We start from the raw sequence: 16480 nt of genomic DNA, 5'->3' as shown, positions 1-16480 counted from the left end.
AGGCCGGACGTTTTGGCGTCCGGCCCTTCTATTTCACGACAGTGCGATGACTGTTTGATGACAGGTCACATTAATCTGCCATCACCTTATCGAGTCGCTTATTTCTTAGCCACCTGCGAGCTCAGGCGCAGGTAGTCGAGCAGGATGCGACCGGTTTCGGCTAGGTACGCATCATCTTCTGGCTTGGCGTCGTCCTTCTCCTCGGGCAGGGCGTCTTCGTCGACCTTCTTCAGTTCCTTGAGCGGCTCTTCGCCCTTGGCCTTGCGTCGGGTGTTCTCCAGCGCCAGTTGCTTGGCCTCGATTTCGTCGTGGCGGGTACGGCGATCCTGCTCGTTGAGGCTGACGGTCTTCTCGTTCATCAGGCGCTGGGTCAGCGCCAGGCGGTCGCGGATGTAGGTGAACTCGGCATCCTTGACGCTACGGGCTTCATGCTGCGCCTTGAGCTGGGCCAGGAATGGCTTGAACGGATCGGCTGCCGGTTTGACCACCGGGCGGATGGTGTCCCATGGCATGGCTTCGGGCAGGGCGCTCTCGCCGATTTCCTTGGTGTCGATGATCGACGGGTAGTCGATGTCCGGCAGTACGCCCTGGTGCTGGGTGCTCTGGCCGGAGACTCGGTAGAACTTGGCCAGGGTGAGCTTCAGCTCGCCATGGTTCAGTGGCTGGATGGTCTGCACGGTGCCCTTGCCGAAGGTCTGGCCACCGATGATGAGCGCGCGGTGGTAGTCCTGCATGGCGCCGGCGAAGATCTCCGAAGCCGAGGCCGAGAGGCGGTTGACCAGCAGTGCCAGCGGGCCCTTGTAGAAGGCGCCGGGGTTCTCGTCCTCGAGTACGTCGACGCGGCCGTCGCTGTTGCGTACCAGCACGGTCGGGCCTTTCTCGATGAACAGGCTGGTCAGTTCGGTGGCTTCCTGCAGCGAGCCGCCGCCGTTGTTGCGCAGGTCGATGACCACGCCGTCGACCTTCTCCTTCTGCAGTTCGGTGAGCAGTTTCTTCACGTCGCGCGTGGTGCTCTTGTAGTCCGGATCGCCAGCACGGTAGGCCTTGAAGTCGAGGTAGAAGGCCGGGATCTCGATGATGCCGAGCTTGTAGTCACGACCGTCCTGCTTGAGCTTGAGCACCGATTTCTTCGCCGCCTGCTCCTCGAGCTTGACCGCCTCGCGGGTGATCGAAACGATCTTGGTAGTCTGGTCGTTCGGTGCGTTGCTCGCGGGGATGATTTCAAGACGCACCACCGAGCCTTTCGGGCCACGGATCAGCTTGACCACTTCGTCCAGGCGCCAGCCGACCACGTCGACCATTTCCTTGTTGCCCTGGGCAACACCGATGATCTTGTCGGCAGGGGCGACCTGCTTGGTCTTGGCCGCAGGGCCGGCCGGTACCAGGCGCACGATCTTGACCTGGTCGTTGTCGCTCTGCAGCACCGCGCCGATGCCTTCGAGCGACAGGCTCATGTTGATGTCGAAGTTTTCGGCGTTGTCTGGCGACAGGTAGTTGGTGTGCGGATCGTAGGACTGGGCGAAGGTGTTGATGTAGGCCTGGAAGATGTCTTCGGCACGGGTCTGGTCCAGCCGCGCCAACTGGTTCTTGTAGCGCTTGGTGAGCGTTTCCTGGATCTGCTTGGGATCCTTGCCGGCCAGTTTCTGGCGCAGCACTTCATCTTTGACGCGCTTGCGCCACAGGTCGTCGAGCTCGGCCTCGTTCTTCAGCCACGGAGCGTCCTTACGGTCGACCAGCAGGTCTTCCTTGACGGTGAAGTCGATCTTGTCGACGCCCTTGTTCAGTTCGGCCAGGGCGAAGTCCAGGCGCGATTTCACGCGGTCCAGGTAGCGCTTGTAGATGGTGAAGCCAGGGTCGAGGTTGCCGCTCTTGAGGAAGTCGTCGAACTGCGTCTTCCACTTGTCGAATTCGGCGATGTCACTGGCCATGAAATAGCTGCGTGATGGATCGAGCAGTTTGATGTAGCTGTCATAGATGATGACCGAGCGGGCATCGTCCAACGGAGGCTTGCTGTAGTGATGGCGCTTGAGCAGCTCTACCACGTTGAGGCTGGCGACGATCTCGTCGCGGTCCGGCTGCAGGCTGTCCCATTTGTTGGCGGCGGCCGCATTGCCACCGAGCGTGAGGCTGCCGAGGCCGACCATGAGGGCGAGGGCGGTGCTGGGGAGGAAATGCTTCATGCTGATTCGACGTGGGGGCAATTGATCACGCATAGTAGGCCGTCTTTTCCGTACGCCGGTTCCATGAAACCGGCTGAATACTGCAAAAAACCCGGGACATGGCGATCCCGGGCTCAGTCATGACTCAACTATGGAGGCACTGTGAAGGCATTGCAAGGCGTTGACGGACATGTAGCCTGGGTCGAAGCCGAACGTCCGGTTTGCGACGCGGGGCAGGTACGCATTCGAGTGGCTGCGGCCGGGTTGAACCGCGCCGACCTGTTGCAGATGAAGGGTTTGTACCCGCCGCCACCCGGCGCAAGCCCTTACATGGGGCTGGAGTGCGCCGGGGTGATCGAGGAGGTGGGTGCGGGGGCAGATTGGCGCGTGGGCGATCGGGTCTGTGCGCTGCTGGCCAGTGGCGCCATGGCCGAAGAAGTGATCGTGGATGCCCGCCATGTGCTGCCGGTGCCCGAGGGCCTGAGCCTGCACGAAGCGGCCGCGCTGCCTGAGGTGTACGCCACGGCCTGGCTGAACATCTTCCAGCTCGGGGCGGCCAAGGCGGGTGAGAAGGTACTGGTGCACGCCGGTGCCAGTGGTGTGGGCTCTGCGGCCATCCAGTTGGGCAAGGCGTTTGGTTGCCCGGTATGGGTCAGCGTCGGCTCCCAGGAGCGCCTGGACTACTGCAAGGCACTGGGTGCCGCAGGAGGTGTGGTGCGTAACGAGAACCTCGACGCGCTCAAGGGGTTCGGGCCGTTCGATGTGATCCTCGACCCGGTAGGCGCGAGCTATGGCCCGCTCAACCTGGAGCTGCTGGCCCGCGACGGCCGCTGGGTGATCATCGGCCTGATGGGCGGGCGCAAGTTCGAAGTGGACCTGGCGCTGGTGCTGGGCAAGCGCCTGGAGATCACAGGTTCCACCCTGCGCAATCGTGACGATGGCTTCAAGGCCGAGTTGCTGCGCGACCTGCAGCAGCAGGTGTGGCCGCTGTTCGCCGAAGGGCGGTTGTCGCCACAGTTGGTCGATACCTATCCGGTGGAGTTCGCCCAGGCGGCGTATGCGGAGCTTGAGAGCAACCAGGTATCGGGCAAGCTGGTGATGGTGATCGACCCTGACCTGGCGTAAGCAGACCCGGCCTCTTCACGGGTGAAGAGGCCGGAACAGGGGCAATGGATCTCAGGACCAGCTCAACACAGGCCAGCCATTGGTCTGGGCATGCTCGCGCAGCACCGGGTCTGGATTCACCGCATACGGATGGTCGACCTTCAGTAACAGCGGCAGGTCGTTCCGTGAGTCGGAATAGAAGCTCGCGCCCTCCAGGTTCTCCTGCTCCTGATCCAGCCATTCCAGCAAGCGAGTGATCTTGCCCTCGCGGTAGGTCAGCACGCCGTGGGTCTTGCCGGTGTACACGCCGTTGATCGCCTCCAACTCGATGGCCAGGTATTCGTCGACGCCCAGGCGTGCGGCGATCGGTCCGACAAGATGCGTGCCGGAGGCGGAGATGATCAGGATGCGATCGCCCTTGTTGCGGTGTTCGGCGATGCAGCGACAGGCATCGCCATAGATGATCGGCTCGATCACATCCTCCACCCAGGGCTCGACCAGATGCTCGACCTCCTCCAGCGTGCGCCCGGCGATGGGCTCCAGGCTGAACGCCATGTAGTCCTCCATCTGCAGGTGACCCTTGCCGTACGCCTCCATCAGTTCATGGTCGCGACGCAGGAATTCCTTGCCGTCCACCCAGCCCAGCCGGGCCATCTGTTCGCTCCACAGCGACGCGCAGTCACCGTGGATCAGGGTTTCGTCCAGATCGAAAATCGCCAGTGCCATTGCTTGAATCTCCTTAAGCCACTTCCCGCAGCGCGGTGGGGTCGATCGACAGCGACACGCGCTGCCCGTCGGCATACAGATCGGCAGACGAGCGATTGAGCACGTCCACCACCACCTCCACGCCGCGCGACTCGACACGGTAGCGGATCACGTTGCCGAGCAGGCTGTGACTGCGGATCTGGCCGTCCAGTTCACCGTCCAGGCCCAGGCTGATGGACTCGGGACGGATCGCCAGGCGTGCGCTGACCGGGCGCTGCAGCAGGCGGCTGGCGCTGTCGGCGTCGAGCAGGTTGTAGTTGCCGATGAAACCGGCGGCGAACAGGTCGACAGGTGCGGTGTAGAGGGTTTCGGCGTCGCCGCTCTGGACGATGCGCCCCTGGTTCATCAGGACGATGCGGTCCGACATGGTCAGCGCCTCTTCCTGGTCGTGAGTGACGAAGATAGTGGTCAGCCCCAGCTCGCGCTGGATCGCGCGGATTTGCTCGCGCAGGTGTTTACGGATACGCGCATCCAGCGCCGACAGCGGCTCGTCGAGCAGCAGCAGGCGCGGGCGGGTGACCAGCGAACGGGCCAGCGCCACGCGCTGGCACTGACCGCCCGACAGCTGGTGCGGATAGCGTCCGGCAAAACTGCCCAGCTCCACCAGCTCCAATGCCTCGTGCACACGCGCCTGGCTCTCCTCGGCCTTGACCTTCTGCATGCGCAGGCCAAAGGCGACGTTCTGTTCAACGGTCATGTTGGGGAACAGCGCATAGCTCTGGAACACCATGCCGATCCCGCGCTTCTGCGGGCTGAGTGGCACGATGTCCTGGCCGTCGAGCAGGATGCGGCCGCTGTCGACAGGTGTCAGGCCGGCGATGCAGCGCAGCAGGGTGGACTTGCCGCACCCCGACGGGCCGAGCAGGGTGACGAACTCGCCGCGTTCGATGTTGCAGTCGATGTTCTCGAAGACCGGGCTGCCGGCGTAGCTCTTTTGCAGTTTCTGGACACTGACGAAGCTCATCAGGATTTATCCTTGTTCAGGCGGTTGGCGACCCAGGTCAGTACCAGCACGAAGGCGAAATAGGAGATCACCAGCGCGCTGTTGAAGTGGCCGCTGCTGTTGCGCATGTTGTTCAGGTAGACCTGCAGGGTTTCGTAGCGGGTGCCGACCAGCAGGTTGGCGAACACGAATTCGCCGAACAGGAAGGAAAACGACAGCAGCAACGCCACCATCAGGCCCTTGCGCAGATTGGGCAGCACCACCAGAAGGGCGGCTTGCCAGGTGCTGGCGCCGAGTAGTTGCGCGGCGTCCATCAGGTCGCGCAGATTGATCGCCTGCAGGTTGTTGGTGATCGCCCGGTACATGAAGGGCAGAGCGATGGTGAAATAGCAGCCGATCAGGATCCACGGCGTCCCGACCATGGCCATCGGCCCGCTGCCGTACAACTGCAGCAGCCCCACCGAAGACACCACCGGCGGCACCGCGAAGGGCAGCAGGATGAGAATGTTCATCAGCGCGTCGAGCTTGGGGAAGTGGTAATGCACCACGAACAGCAGCGGCAGGATCAGCACCACCGACAGTACCAACGCTCCCACGCAGACGATCAACGACTGGCCGAAGGCGGCGAGAAATCGCGGCTCGCTCCACAGTTGCACGTACCACTTGAGGGTCAGGCCGCTGGGCAGCAGGCTCGCCGACCAGCTGGTAGCCAGCGAGTAGAGCAGGGTGCCGGCCAGGGGCAACAGCAGGATCAGGAACAGCAGGTACACCACGGCGCGGTGGTACCAGCCGCCCTTGTGTGATTCAGCGCGCATGGTAGCTCCTTTTCAGCAGCCATTGATGGATCACCGTCACCAGGGTCATCAGCCCCACCAGCACCATGGCCAGCGCGCTGCCCAGGTTCGGGTCGAGGGTGATGTCGCCGGCCACCAGGGCGGCGATACGGATTGGCAGCACGTTGAAGTTGCCGGTGGTCAGGGCATAGACGGTGGCGTAGGCGCCCAGGGCGTTGGCCAGCAGGATGACGAAGGTGCCCAGCAGTGCCGGCGTCAGCACCGGCAGGCCGATGTGCCGCCAGAACTGCCAGTGGCTGGCACCGAGCAACGCGGCGGATTCGCGCCAGTCCTCGCGCAGGGCGTCGAAGGCCGGGTAGAGCAGCAGCACGCCCAGCGGAATCTGGAAGTAGGTGTAGACGATGATCAGGCCGGTCTTGGAGTAGATGCTGAAGTCGCCGAGCAGGCCGATCTCCTTGAGCGCCAGGGTCAGTGCGCCGTTGAAGCCCAGCAGGATGATGAAGGCGAAGGCCAGTGGCACGCCGGCGAAGTTGCTGGTCATGTTGGCGAAGGCGCTGACGAAGTCGCGCAGGCGCGAATCGACCTGGCGCAGCGAATAGGCGCCGAGGGTGGCGATGACGATGCCGAACAGGCTCGACCAGAAGCTGATCTCGAGGCTGCGTTCGATGGCCTGCAGATAGAACTTCGAGGCGAAGATCTTGCTGAAGTTGTCCAGGCCCCAGCCACTTTCACTTTGCAGGCTGGCGATGGCGACCCAGACCAGCGGGGCGATCTGGAAGATGATGAAGAAGATGGCGAAGGGCAGCAGGCAGAGCAGGGCCAGGTGGCGGCCGCGGTGGCTGGAATTCACTTGAGCAACTCCCGGCAGACCGGTTTATCGTGGGCCGCGCCGAGCAGTTCGCAGATCGTGCCGCACAGCTCGGTCTGCAGGGGCTTGGCGGCGGGGTCGAGGCTGAAGGCGTCGCCGAAGACGAACAGCGGCACCTCGCGCTCCTCGGCCAGCAGGCCATTGTGCGAGCGGTCGTTGTTCATGCCGTGGTCGGCGGTGACCAGTACCTGATAGCCCTCTTCGAGCCACAGTGGCAGGTAGTCGGCCAGCAGGATGTCGGCGCTGCGTGCGGCGTTTCGGTACTGGCTGCTGTCCAGGCCGTGGCGGTGGCCGGCATCGTCGATGTTCATCGGGTGCACCAGCAGGAAGTTCGGGGCATGACGGCGGCGCAGGTACTCGGCGTCGGCCAGCAGGTGCGAATCGGGGTAGTGATCGGCGTAGTAGAACAGCCCGTGCTGGATCGGCAGCTTGGGCGCGTGGGTATGGCGGTCGCGGATCGGATCGAAGGGCGAGCGGTTGTACAGTTCGCTCATCCAGTGATAGGCCGCAGCTGCAGTGCCCAGCCCGGCTTCGCGGGCGTAGTGGAAGACGCTGCGCTGATTGGACAGGCGATTGACGTTGTTGTGCACGATACCGCTGTCGATCGGCGCGACGCCGGTGAGGATGCACTCGTACAGCGGGCGTGACAGTGACGGCAGTTCGCATTCCACGCGGTACAGTGCGGCGCGGTCGGCCTCGACGTAGGCATGCAGATGGCCCATGGCGTGGTGTGCGACCTGGTGGTTGAGGCCGTCGAGCAGGACCAGGATGACGTTGTGTTGCATGTTGGCTCCGCAGAGGAATGGGTCGGTACCGCGTCGTCCTTTTCGCGGGTAAACCCGCTCCCACAGGTATCGCGCAGGCCCGGAAGCTTGTGCTGCACCTGTGGGAGCGGGCTTACCCGCGTAAGGGCCGTGTCAGGCGCTGGAAAACCCCGCCGTCACTCCATCTCGATGATCACCTGCTCCTGCCACTTCTGCGGCAGGGCCTTGGAGGTCTTTTCCCAGGCGTCGGCGTTCTTGATCGGCTGGGCGGCCTGGTACTGCTCGTTGGGCAGCAGCTTGGCCTGGACATCGGCGGGCAGCTTCAGGTGCTCGGCGCGGATCGGGCGGGCGTGACCGATGGCCAGGTTGGTCTGGCCGGCGTCGCTGAAGATGTATTCGCGGGCAAGCTTGGCGGCGTTCGGGTGCTTGGCGTACTTGTTGATGATGGTGGTGTAGCCGGAAATCACCGAACCGTCGGACGGGATCAGCACTTCGAAACGCTTCGGATCGATCTGTTCGCGGTAGCTCAGGCCGTTGAAGTCCCAGACCACGCCGACTTCCACTTCACCTTTCTCGAGGGTCTGGATGGTCGGGTTGGCCAGCGACAGGCGCTTCTGCTGGGCCAGTTTGGTGAACAGCTGCAAGCCCGGCTCGATATTGCTTTCGTCGCCCTTGTAGGCGATGGCGGCGGCCAGCACGCCGTTGGCGGCTTGAGCTGCGGTGCCGACGTCACCGATGGCGACCTTGTACTTGCCTTTTTCCAGGTCGTGCCAGGTTTTCGGGCGTTCGTCTTCCTTGACCAGGTCCTTGTTGATGATGAAGGCGATGGTGCCGGTATAGGCCAGCGCCCAGTGACCGTCCTTGTCCTTGGCCCACTCCGGCACTTGGTCCCAAGTGCTCGGCTTGTACGGCTGGGTCACGCCCTTGGTCACGGCGATCGGGCCGAAGGCGGCGCCGACGTCACCGATGTCGGCACTGGCGTTGTCTTTTTCAGCGTCGAACTTGGCGATCTCCTGGGCCGAGCTCATGTCGGTGTCGCTGTGCTTGAGGCCGTACTTCCTGGACAGGTCATCCCAGGTGCCTTTCCAGTTTGCCCAGGCATCCGGCATGCCCACGCTGTTCACCGTGCCTTCCTTGCGGGCGGCGTCTTCCAGGGCCTTGAGGTCGGTATCGGCGGCCATGGCCGTGGTGCACAGGGCGATGGCCGAGCCCAGCAGTGACGCCATGAAGAACTTTTTCATCCGAAGCTCCTTTGGTGGGTGCCTTGCAATCGTTGTTATGAGCGCTGTTGTGAATGCTGCGGTGCAGACCTTGCCGAGAACCTTTGGTCTAGGTCAGCAAACCTTGAGCCAAGGTAGGCCTGTTGCATGACAGTTTGATGTAGGACGGGCCCGCCAAAGGGGGGGCTAGAGTCCTGAAAACAAAGCGTAGACCAGAACCCGGCCCTTTATTCGCGGGGCTTGGCCCGATTCTGGCAATCGCGGTGCAAGGGCTTTGTCACAGGATCTTCATCAGCTGTGCCTAGGCTTGCTCTATTCTCCAGTTGCCCTGTTATGGGACTGGACTAGTCCAGATAGGTAACCTTTGATGCAATCGACCCCACCGCGGGCGGTAACAGCCATCTGCCATGCGCTGCAGGAACAGATCGAACATGGCCTGCTGATGCCGGGCGGCAAGCTGCCGGCCGAGCGCAAGCTGAGCGAGGTATTCGACACTACCCGGATCACCTTGCGTGAGGCACTGGTGCAGCTCGAGGCCCAGGGCTTGATCTACCGCGAAGAGCGGCGCGGCTGGTTCGTCGCCCCCGAACGCCTGACCTACGACCTGATCGAGCGCAGCCACTTCCATGCGATGGTGCGCGACCAGGGACGGGTGCCGAGCACGGAGCTGCTGGCGGCGCGCTTGCTGCCGGCGTCGGCGGCGATCTGTGCGCGCCTGCGGCTACCGGCGTTGTCGAGCGTGGTGCAGATCTGCCGTTTGCGGCGCATCGATGGGCGCGGCGTGTTGTATGCCGAGCACTACCTCAATCCACGCTACTTCCCGGGGATCCTGGCGCTGGACCTGGCACAGTCGCTGACCGAGATCTATGCCCGCGAATATGGCATCCGCTACGGGCAGGTGTGTTTCGAGATCCTGCCGACTGCGTTGCCGGTGGCGGCGGCCATGGCGCTTAGGGTGTCGGCGGGTAGTCCGGGGTTGCACATCACCCGGGTCAACAGTGACCAGCATGGGCACCTGATCGACTGCGACCTGGAGTATTGGCGGCACGATGCGATTCGTATCCAGGCGCAGGCGGGGTAGGGCCGTTCGCAACGTGCCAGTTAAAGGGGCCTAGCTAGTGGCGCCAGACTCAGCCATCACCCCACCCCCAGCCGTCACCACCTGCACCGACAACCGCGGCGTAGCCAGGTCCAGCCCGGCTTCGTCGAGCTGGCGCTTCAACGCCAGGTTGAAGGCCCGTGACACCTCCCACTGCTTGATCGGCGCGGTCTTGAAGCGTGCCCGCAGGATCGCCGAGCCCGACTCGAAACTCTCGACTCCCTGCAGTTCCAGCGGCGACCAGATGTTGCGGCGCATCAGCGGATCATTGCGCAGCTTCTGCCCCACTTCGCGAATCAGGCTGATCGCCTTGTCGATGCTCATGTTGTGCGGGATGGCGATTCGGAAGATCGCATAGCCGAATTCACGCGAGTAGTTCTTAATGCTCTTGATCTCGCTGAACGGGATGGTGTGCACGATGCCGTCGATGTCGCGCAGGCGCACGGTGCGAATGGTCAGGCCCTCGACCGTGCCCAGGTGGCCGCCGACGTCGACATAGTCGTCGATGGCCAGGCTGTCCTCGATGATGATGAACAACCCGGTGATCAGATCGGCCACCAGCGATTGCGCACCGAAGCCGATGGCCAGGCCGATGACACCGGCACCGGCCAGCAGCGGTGTGACGTTCATGCCCATGTTGGCCAGGGCGACGATCACCGCGATGATGAAGATCGCCACGAACAGTACGTTGCGGATCAGCGGCATCATGGTCTGCGCACGGGCGTTGGCCAGGCCTCGGCGCGAACGCACCAGTGCGTGGTGCACGGCGGTGTCGGCCAGGATCCACACCAGCCAGGCGGCGATCAGGGTGCCTGCCAGGCCCAGCAGGCGCACGCTGACATCATGGCCTTCGCCCTCGGCAAAACCGATCATCGAAAGCCCCCACACGCGCAGGCCCAACTCGATGAACAGCAGCCAGATGCACAGGTGGACCAAGGCGTAGCCAAAGTTCTTCAGGCGTTCGGTATACACCGCCTGACGTTTGTTGGCGCGCCGAGGTTTGGCGGCGTGGCGGCGCACCAGGCCGTTGAGCACCATGCACACCACCACCAGCACGGTGCACATCAGTGACTGACGCAGGGCGGTGCTGGTGTCGCCGGCAGAGACGAAGGTGGCGAACAGCGAGATCGCCACAAGGATCAAGGCCGGGACGAACCAGAAACTGCCAAGCAGCTCGATGGTGTCGCTGAGTGTGCGCCGGGTCAGGCGCCGCGACAGGGGCTGATTGCGGATCAGGTGCGCAATCGGCCGCCTGAAACGCAGGATGAACAGGCCGGTGCACAGGGCCGCCAGCACGTTGGTCACGGTCGCTATTGCATGGGCCAGGTGTGTGCCCAGCGCAGTGGTCAGGCGTGGATCGCTCATCGCTTCACCGAAGGCGGCGAAGCTGCCGATCAGCCATAACGGACGAAACGCCTGGTGTCGCAGGATATGCAGGGCACGGTGGCGATGCGGGCCGTCGAGCAGAGAGAAGGCGATCACGCAGATCGCCGAAAAACAGGTGCCGACCACCAGCGCATAGGCCAGGACCATGGCCAGGGATTTGCCCAGCGACGGTGGCAGGGCGAAGCTCAGGTACACGGTGAATACCAACGCCACCAGCCAGGGCCCGAGCTTGCGCAGGGCGAATCGCACCAGGTCCCAGGTCCGTGGGTGTTGGGGCAGTTCCTCGGTCAGCCCGAAGCGGATCCGTACCCGATGGCCGATCCAGTTGAAGGCGTAGGCCAACAGGCTCCACACGGCAATGACCGCAGCGAAGCCGAACAGGATCGCTGGCCACTGGTGCACCGGAACGACCAATGCTGCCAGCTCGTTCTGGGCCTGGTCGATTTCCTGCGACCAACGCACGAAGGGGCTGGCATCGCCGCTGAACTGCTTTTCCAGGTCGTGCATGGCGTTGCCGATCAGCCCCAGTACGCCCTGTTCCACCGTGGGTTGCGACTGTTTGCTGGCATCGCGCAGTTTCTTCAGGTCGGCCAGCAACTTGGTCCGTTGCTGGTCGTTTTCGAGGCTCTTGATCACTTCGTCCAGGGACTTGTCCAGCGGCTCGGTGGCCTGGGGTTGGGCAGGCGTGCTGCTACCCAGCAAGCCGGGCAGGCCAGCGGCTTGCACCGGAGCGATGAACAGGAAGAGCAGCAGGGTCAGGCAACGGAGAAAGGCGGGCACCGGAAAATCTACCTCAGGTCGATCGATTGCCGGAGTGTAGAGGATTTCTCAGGCGAGTTTCTCGAGGATCTTCCAGCACATGATGCCAAAGATGCCGAGGGTGCCGATCCACATCATCAGCACGCCGGCATTGCGCTCGCGCAGGCTGAAACCGATGGTCAGCAGCATCAGGAAAAGGAACACCGGCACGAACAGGGAGAGGAAGGGTGACATGAACAGAGTCCTTCTGTTGTCGGGGGCATGCTTGAAGCATAGCGCGTTGAGGGGCGGGAATTCGCGGGTAAGCCCGCTCTTGCAGGAACGGTGATGCACCTGTAGGAGCGGGCTTACCCGCGAAAAGGCCTACCTGATATCAAGGCAGTTCGCGACTGCGATAGAACGCCGTAAGCACCTTCACCAGGTGCGCCAGGTCCTGGCTGCCGCACAGCTCGCGGATCGAGTGCATGGCGAAGGTCGGCAGGCCGATGTCGACGGTACGCACGCCCAGGTGGCTGGCGGTGATCGGGCCGATAGTCGAGCCGCAGCCCATGTCGCTGCGCACCACGAAGCTTTGTACAGGCACTTCCTCGGCCATGCACAGGTGGCGGAAATAGCCGGCGGTTTCGCTGTTGGTGGCGTAGCGCTGGTTGTTGTTGACCTTGATCACCGGGCCGGAGTTGAGCTTGGGCCCATGATTGCCGTCATGCTTGTCGGCGTAGTTGGGGTGCACGCCGTGGGCGTTGTCGGCCGACACCAGCAACGAGCGCTGGATGGTGCGCACGTATTCGTCGCCATCGGGCAGCAGACGTTGCAGGGTCTGCTCGAGCATCGGTCCGTCGGCGCCGCACGCCGAGCAGGAGCCGACCTCTTCGTGATCGGTGCATACCAGCACGCAGGTTTCGTCGCTCTCGGCGGCCAGTAGCGCCTGCAGCCCGGCATAGCACGACAGCAGGTTGTCCAGGCGCGCACCGGCGATGAAGTCGCCATGCAGGCCGATGACCGCAGCGCTCTGGGTGTCGTAGAAACTCAGCTCATAGTCCAGCACCACGTCGGCGATCAGGCCGTGCTCGCGGGCCAGTTGCTCGGTGAGCAGGGCTCGGAAGTCGACACGCTCGTCGCCGGCGACCTGGGCCAGGATAGGCGGCAGCTCGTTCTGCGGGTTGATCGGCCAGCCCTCGTTGGCGGTACGGTTGAGGTGGATGGCCAGGTTGGGAATGATGGCGATCGGCAGCTTGAAGTCGACCAGTTGGCTTTCGACCTTGCCATCGCGGCGGAAGGTGACGCGTCCGGCCAGCGACAGGTCGCGGTCGAACCAAGGGGCGAGCAGGGCACCGCCATAGACTTCGACGCCCAGTTGCAGGAAACCCTGGCGCTGCAGTTCGGGCTGTGGCTTGACCCGCAGGCACGGGCTGTCGGTGTGTGCGCCGACCATACGGATGCCGCCAATCAAGGGCGAATGCTTGCCCAGGCGAATGGCGATGATCGAAGAGTCGTTACGGGTGACGTAGTAGCGCCCGCCGGGCACGGTGGCCCAGCTGTCACGCTCGTCCAGACGCTGGTAACCGGCGGCTTCGAGGCGCTTGGCCAGGCTGGCGGTGGCGTGGAAGGGCGTCGGGGAGGCCTTGAGGAAATCGATCAGGCCGGTATTCAGTGCTTCGCGCATAGCTCACTCCAGACAGCAGTGGCGCGAGTTTAGCGTACTTGCTCGACAAATTGTGTCGACCCTTTCGCGGGTAAACCCGCTCCTACAGGGTTGGTGGTGACCCCTGTGGGAGCGGGTTTACCCGCGAAAGGGCCGGTGCAGCCACAAAAATCTAGAACGGCGCCGGGCACTCGAACTTCAACCGCTGCCCAGACACCGGGTGAGTAAAGCTCAGCATCGATGCATGCAGGCACAGCCGTTCATGGGCCGCCAATGCCTCGGGGTTGGCATACAGCCGGTCGCCCAGCAGCGGGTGCCCGATCGACAGCATGTGTACGCGCAACTGGTGCGAGCGTCCGGTGATGGGCGTCAGTTCAACCCTGCAATGATCGCCACTGCGTTCCAGTACGCGCCAGAAGGTCAGGGCATGCTTGCCCTGCTCATGGTCGACCACATGGCGTGGCTTGGTGGGCGGGTCGTAGCGCAGCGGCAAGTCGATACTGCCACTGTCGAGCGTCGGCTGGCCCCAGCACAGTGCGGTATAGGCTTTCTCCGTCTCGCGGTCGTGGAACTGGCGCGACAGCTCGCGGTGACTGTCGGCATCGCGGGCCAGGAGAATGATCCCGGAGGTTTCCCAGTCCAGGCGATGGACGATCAGCGCGTCGGGGTAGCCGTTTTCCTGCAGGCGGGTGATCAGGCAGTCCTTGTTGTCCTCGGCACGGCCTGGCACCGACAGCAGCAGGGTCGGTTTGTTGATCACCAGGATGGCGGCGTCTTCGAAGAGGATCTGGATGTTCGACAGCGGCATGTTCAACGGTTCTCTGTAAAGCACTGTGGGAGCGGGCTTGCCCGCGAAGAAGGCCGGTACAAGTGCCAGGGTGATGGCGCCAGTACCGGCCTTTTCGCGGGCAAGCCCGCTCCCACAGGGGATCGCGGTGTGACAGGGGATTCTATCAGCGATCCGGCAAGGTGATGTTCAGTTCCAGAATCGAGCAGCTGCCCTGGTTTTCCAACTCGATATGCACGTCATCGTTGCCGATGTTCACATACTTGCGGATCACTTCGAGCAGTTCTTTCTGCAGCGCCGGCAGGTAGTCCGGTTCGCTGCGCTGGCCGCGCTCATGCGCCACGATGATCTGTAGACGCTCTTTCGCTACCGACGCACTGGTCTGTTTCTGTCTGCCACGAAAGAAGTCAAAAAGGTTCATGGTTTATTTGCCTCCAAACAGGCGCGCGAAGAATCCTTGCTTCGGCACTTCGATGAAGCGCAGAGGCTTCTCTTTACCCAGCAGGCGGTCGACGGTATCGCTGTAGGCCTGGCCGGCGTCGCTCTGGTCGTCGAGGATGACCGGGATACCCTGGTTGGATGCCTTGAGGACCGCTTGCGACTCGGGAATCACGCCCTTGAGCTTGATCGCGAGGATCTCTTCGACGTCGGCGATGCTGAGCATTTCGCCCTTTTCCACGCGCTCGGGGTGGTAGCGGGTGATCAGCAGGTGTTCCTTGATCGGCTCTTCGCCGTTCTCGGAGCGGCGCGATTTGCTCGACAGAATGCCCAGCATGCGGTCGGAGTCACGTACCGAGGAGACTTCCGGGTTGGTCACGACGATGGCTTCGTCGGCGAAGTACATCGCCAGGTGCGCGCCTTTCTCGATACCAGCCGGGGAGTCGCAGATGACGTAGTCGAACTGCTCCTTGAGCTCCATCAGGACCTTTTCAACGCCTTCTTGCGTCAGGGCGTCCTTGTCGCGGGTCTGGCTGGCGGCCAGCACGAACAGGTTTTCAAGGCGCTTGTCCTTGATCAGGGCCTGCTGCAGGTTGGCTTCGCCGTTGACCACGTTGACGAAGTCGTACACCACGCGGCGTTCGCAGCCCATGATCAGGTCGAGGTTACGCAGGCCGACGTCGAAGTCGACGATCACAGTCTTGTGGCCGCGCAATGCGAGGCCGGTACCGATGGCGGCGCTGGTGGTGGTCTTGCCCACCCCCCCCTTGCCGGAAGTAACCACGAGAATCTTGGCCAAGGTGTTTCACCCCTAAATAAACGGGACCCGAAGTCCCAGCAAATGCAAAAAAGGCAACGGTGGAAAAGTTGCTCTTAAAATGGCGGCAGTATCCGTTAAAGACGGGTGATGTTCAACACGTCGCCGACCAGGCTCACCTGCACGCCCGAACCCCACAGCGGGTCGCGGCGCAGGTCTTCGCAGACCTTGTACTGACCGGCGATGGAGACCATTTCGGCCGTCATCTGCTGACAGAAGATCCTGGCTCGGGTGTTGCCCTTGATACCAGCCAGTGCGCGGCCACGCATGGCGCCGTACACATGGATATTGCCATCGGCGAGAAGTTCCGCACCCGGGCTCACCGAGGCGGTCACGATCAAGTCGCCGCCCTGAGCATAGATCTGCTGGCCGCCACGTACAGGGCTGGTGATGATGCGGGTCGGGCGAACCTCGGGTTCGGCGGCCACAGCGGGCGCCGGAGCGGGCTCGACTTTCTTCACTTCAGGCTCAGGTTCCAGCGGCCGTTCGCGGGCGCCGGAGGGCGGCAGGACCGGCAGGTCGATGGCAATCGCTGCGGCGATGTCCTCGATCCGGCTGGCGCGGATCGCCAGGGTGCGCAGGCCATGGTGACGGCAGATGCGCATCAGCCCGGGCAGGTCGATGGCGCCTTCGTCCGGCGGCAGTTTGTCCAGGGCCAGCACCAGCGGTGTGTTGCTGAAGAAATTGGGGGCCTGCGCTACTTTCGCCGCCAATTGGCGGTCGAGGGCTTCGAGGTCGTTGCGCGCCAGTTCCAGCACAGTGATGGCGAGCATGCTGCCCTTGAGCTGGAACACGGTGGCGGAGTCGGGTGTCTGGTTGAGGCTCATGGTCTGCATAGACGGCTTGTTGCGAAAAAAGTGCCCTGACTTATAACGATAAGACCGATTGGCCGCAACCTGCGGCCAAAGGTTGTAGAATGCCAGGCCTTTGTCTTA

At 63.0% G+C, this 16480-nt stretch carries 16 protein-coding genes; 2 read left to right on the top strand and 14 right to left on the bottom strand.

Annotation, left to right across the window (positions count from 1 at the left end; genetic code table 11):
- Nucleotides 1-98 precede the first annotated feature (98 nt).
- Nucleotides 99-2180, bottom strand: a complete 2082-nt coding sequence (locus ACNFHO_RS06585; protein ID WP_172964815.1) for a carboxy terminal-processing peptidase — start codon at nucleotides 2178-2180, stop codon at nucleotides 99-101.
- 141 nt (nucleotides 2181-2321) lie between these two features.
- On the opposite strand from ACNFHO_RS06585, the gene ACNFHO_RS06580 reads away from it, so the two are divergent.
- Nucleotides 2322-3284 carry an NAD(P)H-quinone oxidoreductase gene (locus ACNFHO_RS06580; RefSeq protein WP_063545810.1) on the top strand — a complete coding sequence of 321 codons (963 nt, stop codon included), beginning with the start codon at nucleotides 2322-2324 and terminating at the stop codon, nucleotides 3282-3284.
- A 51-nt stretch (nucleotides 3285-3335) separates the two neighbouring features.
- On the opposite strand, the gene ACNFHO_RS06575 is transcribed toward ACNFHO_RS06580, so the two are convergent.
- The 6 genes from ACNFHO_RS06575 to ACNFHO_RS06550 form a co-directional block, all read right to left on the bottom strand.
- Entirely contained in the window at nucleotides 3336-3989 is a 654-nt protein-coding gene (locus ACNFHO_RS06575; RefSeq protein ID WP_112898948.1) for an HAD family hydrolase, read from the bottom strand.
- Between the two features lie 13 nt (nucleotides 3990-4002).
- Nucleotides 4003-4992, bottom strand: a complete 990-nt coding sequence (locus tag ACNFHO_RS06570; protein WP_063545808.1) for an ABC transporter ATP-binding protein — start codon at nucleotides 4990-4992, stop codon at nucleotides 4003-4005.
- Entirely contained in the window at nucleotides 4992-5786 is a 795-nt protein-coding gene (locus ACNFHO_RS06565) for an ABC transporter permease (protein WP_054895577.1), read from the bottom strand. The genes ACNFHO_RS06570 and ACNFHO_RS06565 overlap by 1 nt, the downstream gene beginning before the upstream one ends.
- Nucleotides 5776-6615 (bottom strand): ABC transporter permease, encoded by an 840-nt coding sequence (locus tag ACNFHO_RS06560; protein WP_416765695.1) that lies wholly within the window; start codon nucleotides 6613-6615, stop codon nucleotides 5776-5778. Before ACNFHO_RS06560 ends, ACNFHO_RS06565 begins: the two co-directional genes overlap by 11 nt.
- Complete coding sequence (locus tag ACNFHO_RS06555) at nucleotides 6612-7418, bottom strand: alkaline phosphatase family protein (protein WP_125931639.1); 807 nt, start codon at nucleotides 7416-7418, stop codon at nucleotides 6612-6614. Before ACNFHO_RS06555 ends, ACNFHO_RS06560 begins: the two co-directional genes overlap by 4 nt.
- Before the next feature lie 155 nt (nucleotides 7419-7573).
- The gene (locus ACNFHO_RS06550) at nucleotides 7574-8638 is read right to left on the bottom strand and encodes an ABC transporter substrate-binding protein (protein ID WP_416765693.1); all 1065 of its coding nucleotides are present in this window, start codon (nucleotides 8636-8638) and stop codon (nucleotides 7574-7576) included.
- A gap of 346 nt (nucleotides 8639-8984) precedes the next feature.
- On the opposite strand from ACNFHO_RS06550, the gene ACNFHO_RS06545 reads away from it, so the two are divergent.
- Nucleotides 8985-9698, top strand: a complete 714-nt coding sequence (locus tag ACNFHO_RS06545) for a UTRA domain-containing protein (RefSeq protein WP_065862169.1) — start codon at nucleotides 8985-8987, stop codon at nucleotides 9696-9698.
- Nucleotides 9699-9728: 30 nt separating this feature from the next.
- Here the strand turns inward: ACNFHO_RS06545 and ACNFHO_RS06540 are convergent, their stop codons facing one another.
- The 7 genes from ACNFHO_RS06540 to minC form a co-directional block, all read right to left on the bottom strand.
- Nucleotides 9729-11882 carry a mechanosensitive ion channel family protein gene (locus tag ACNFHO_RS06540; RefSeq protein WP_416765691.1) on the bottom strand — a complete coding sequence of 718 codons (2154 nt, stop codon included), beginning with the start codon at nucleotides 11880-11882 and terminating at the stop codon, nucleotides 9729-9731.
- A gap of 48 nt (nucleotides 11883-11930) precedes the next feature.
- The gene (locus ACNFHO_RS06535; protein WP_172964816.1) at nucleotides 11931-12095 is read right to left on the bottom strand and encodes a hypothetical protein; all 165 of its coding nucleotides are present in this window, start codon (nucleotides 12093-12095) and stop codon (nucleotides 11931-11933) included.
- Between the two features lie 139 nt (nucleotides 12096-12234).
- Nucleotides 12235-13524, bottom strand: coding sequence for a M18 family aminopeptidase (locus ACNFHO_RS06530; RefSeq protein ID WP_054895571.1), 1290 nt, complete (start codon nucleotides 13522-13524; stop codon nucleotides 12235-12237).
- 151 nt (nucleotides 13525-13675) lie between these two features.
- A complete protein-coding gene (locus ACNFHO_RS06525; protein WP_112898943.1) occupies nucleotides 13676-14311 on the bottom strand; it encodes an RluA family pseudouridine synthase in 636 nt (211 codons plus the stop codon).
- A 145-nt stretch (nucleotides 14312-14456) separates the two neighbouring features.
- Nucleotides 14457-14711 carry a cell division topological specificity factor MinE gene (gene minE / locus ACNFHO_RS06520; RefSeq protein ID WP_003252572.1) on the bottom strand — a complete coding sequence of 85 codons (255 nt, stop codon included), beginning with the start codon at nucleotides 14709-14711 and terminating at the stop codon, nucleotides 14457-14459.
- 3 nt (nucleotides 14712-14714) lie between these two features.
- Entirely contained in the window at nucleotides 14715-15527 is an 813-nt protein-coding gene (gene minD / locus ACNFHO_RS06515; protein ID WP_054893840.1) for a septum site-determining protein MinD, read from the bottom strand.
- A gap of 95 nt (nucleotides 15528-15622) precedes the next feature.
- A complete protein-coding gene (gene minC, locus ACNFHO_RS06510; RefSeq protein WP_063545803.1) occupies nucleotides 15623-16381 on the bottom strand; it encodes a septum site-determining protein MinC in 759 nt (252 codons plus the stop codon).
- Nucleotides 16382-16480: the final 99 nt, after the last annotated feature.

It is taken from the genome of Pseudomonas sp. NY15374 (assembly GCF_048068255.1).
Taxonomy (GTDB): Bacteria; Pseudomonadota; Gammaproteobacteria; order Pseudomonadales; family Pseudomonadaceae; genus Aquipseudomonas; species Aquipseudomonas machongensis.
The sequence above is the reverse complement of the archived record's forward strand: the minus strand, read 5'-3'. Positions and strand labels throughout refer to the sequence as shown.

Excerpts from the sequence above, each read along its gene's own strand:
- ACNFHO_RS06565 (WP_054895577.1), bottom strand. The coding sequence starts at position 5,786 with ATGCGCGCTGAATCACACAAGGGCGGCTGGTACCACCGCGCCGTGGTG.
- ACNFHO_RS06550 (WP_416765693.1), bottom strand. The coding sequence starts at position 8,638 with ATGAAAAAGTTCTTCATGGCGTCACTGCTGGGCTCGGCCATCGCCCTG.
- ACNFHO_RS06530 (WP_054895571.1), bottom strand. The coding sequence starts at position 13,524 with ATGCGCGAAGCACTGAATACCGGCCTGATCGATTTCCTCAAGGCCTCC.
- minC (WP_063545803.1), bottom strand. The coding sequence starts at position 16,381 with ATGCAGACCATGAGCCTCAACCAGACACCCGACTCCGCCACCGTGTTC.
- ACNFHO_RS06555 (WP_125931639.1), bottom strand. The coding sequence starts at position 7,418 with ATGCAACACAACGTCATCCTGGTCCTGCTCGACGGCCTCAACCACCAG.
- ACNFHO_RS06585 (WP_172964815.1), bottom strand. The coding sequence starts at position 2,180 with ATGAAGCATTTCCTCCCCAGCACCGCCCTCGCCCTCATGGTCGGCCTC.
- ACNFHO_RS06525 (WP_112898943.1), bottom strand. The coding sequence starts at position 14,311 with ATGCCGCTGTCGAACATCCAGATCCTCTTCGAAGACGCCGCCATCCTG.
- ACNFHO_RS06570 (WP_063545808.1), bottom strand. The coding sequence starts at position 4,992 with ATGAGCTTCGTCAGTGTCCAGAAACTGCAAAAGAGCTACGCCGGCAGC.
- ACNFHO_RS06535 (WP_172964816.1), bottom strand. The coding sequence starts at position 12,095 with ATGTCACCCTTCCTCTCCCTGTTCGTGCCGGTGTTCCTTTTCCTGATG.
- ACNFHO_RS06545 (WP_065862169.1), top strand. The coding sequence starts at position 8,985 with ATGCAATCGACCCCACCGCGGGCGGTAACAGCCATCTGCCATGCGCTG.
- minE (WP_003252572.1), bottom strand. The coding sequence starts at position 14,711 with ATGAACCTTTTTGACTTCTTTCGTGGCAGACAGAAACAGACCAGTGCG.
- ACNFHO_RS06575 (WP_112898948.1), bottom strand. The coding sequence starts at position 3,989 with ATGGCACTGGCGATTTTCGATCTGGACGAAACCCTGATCCACGGTGAC.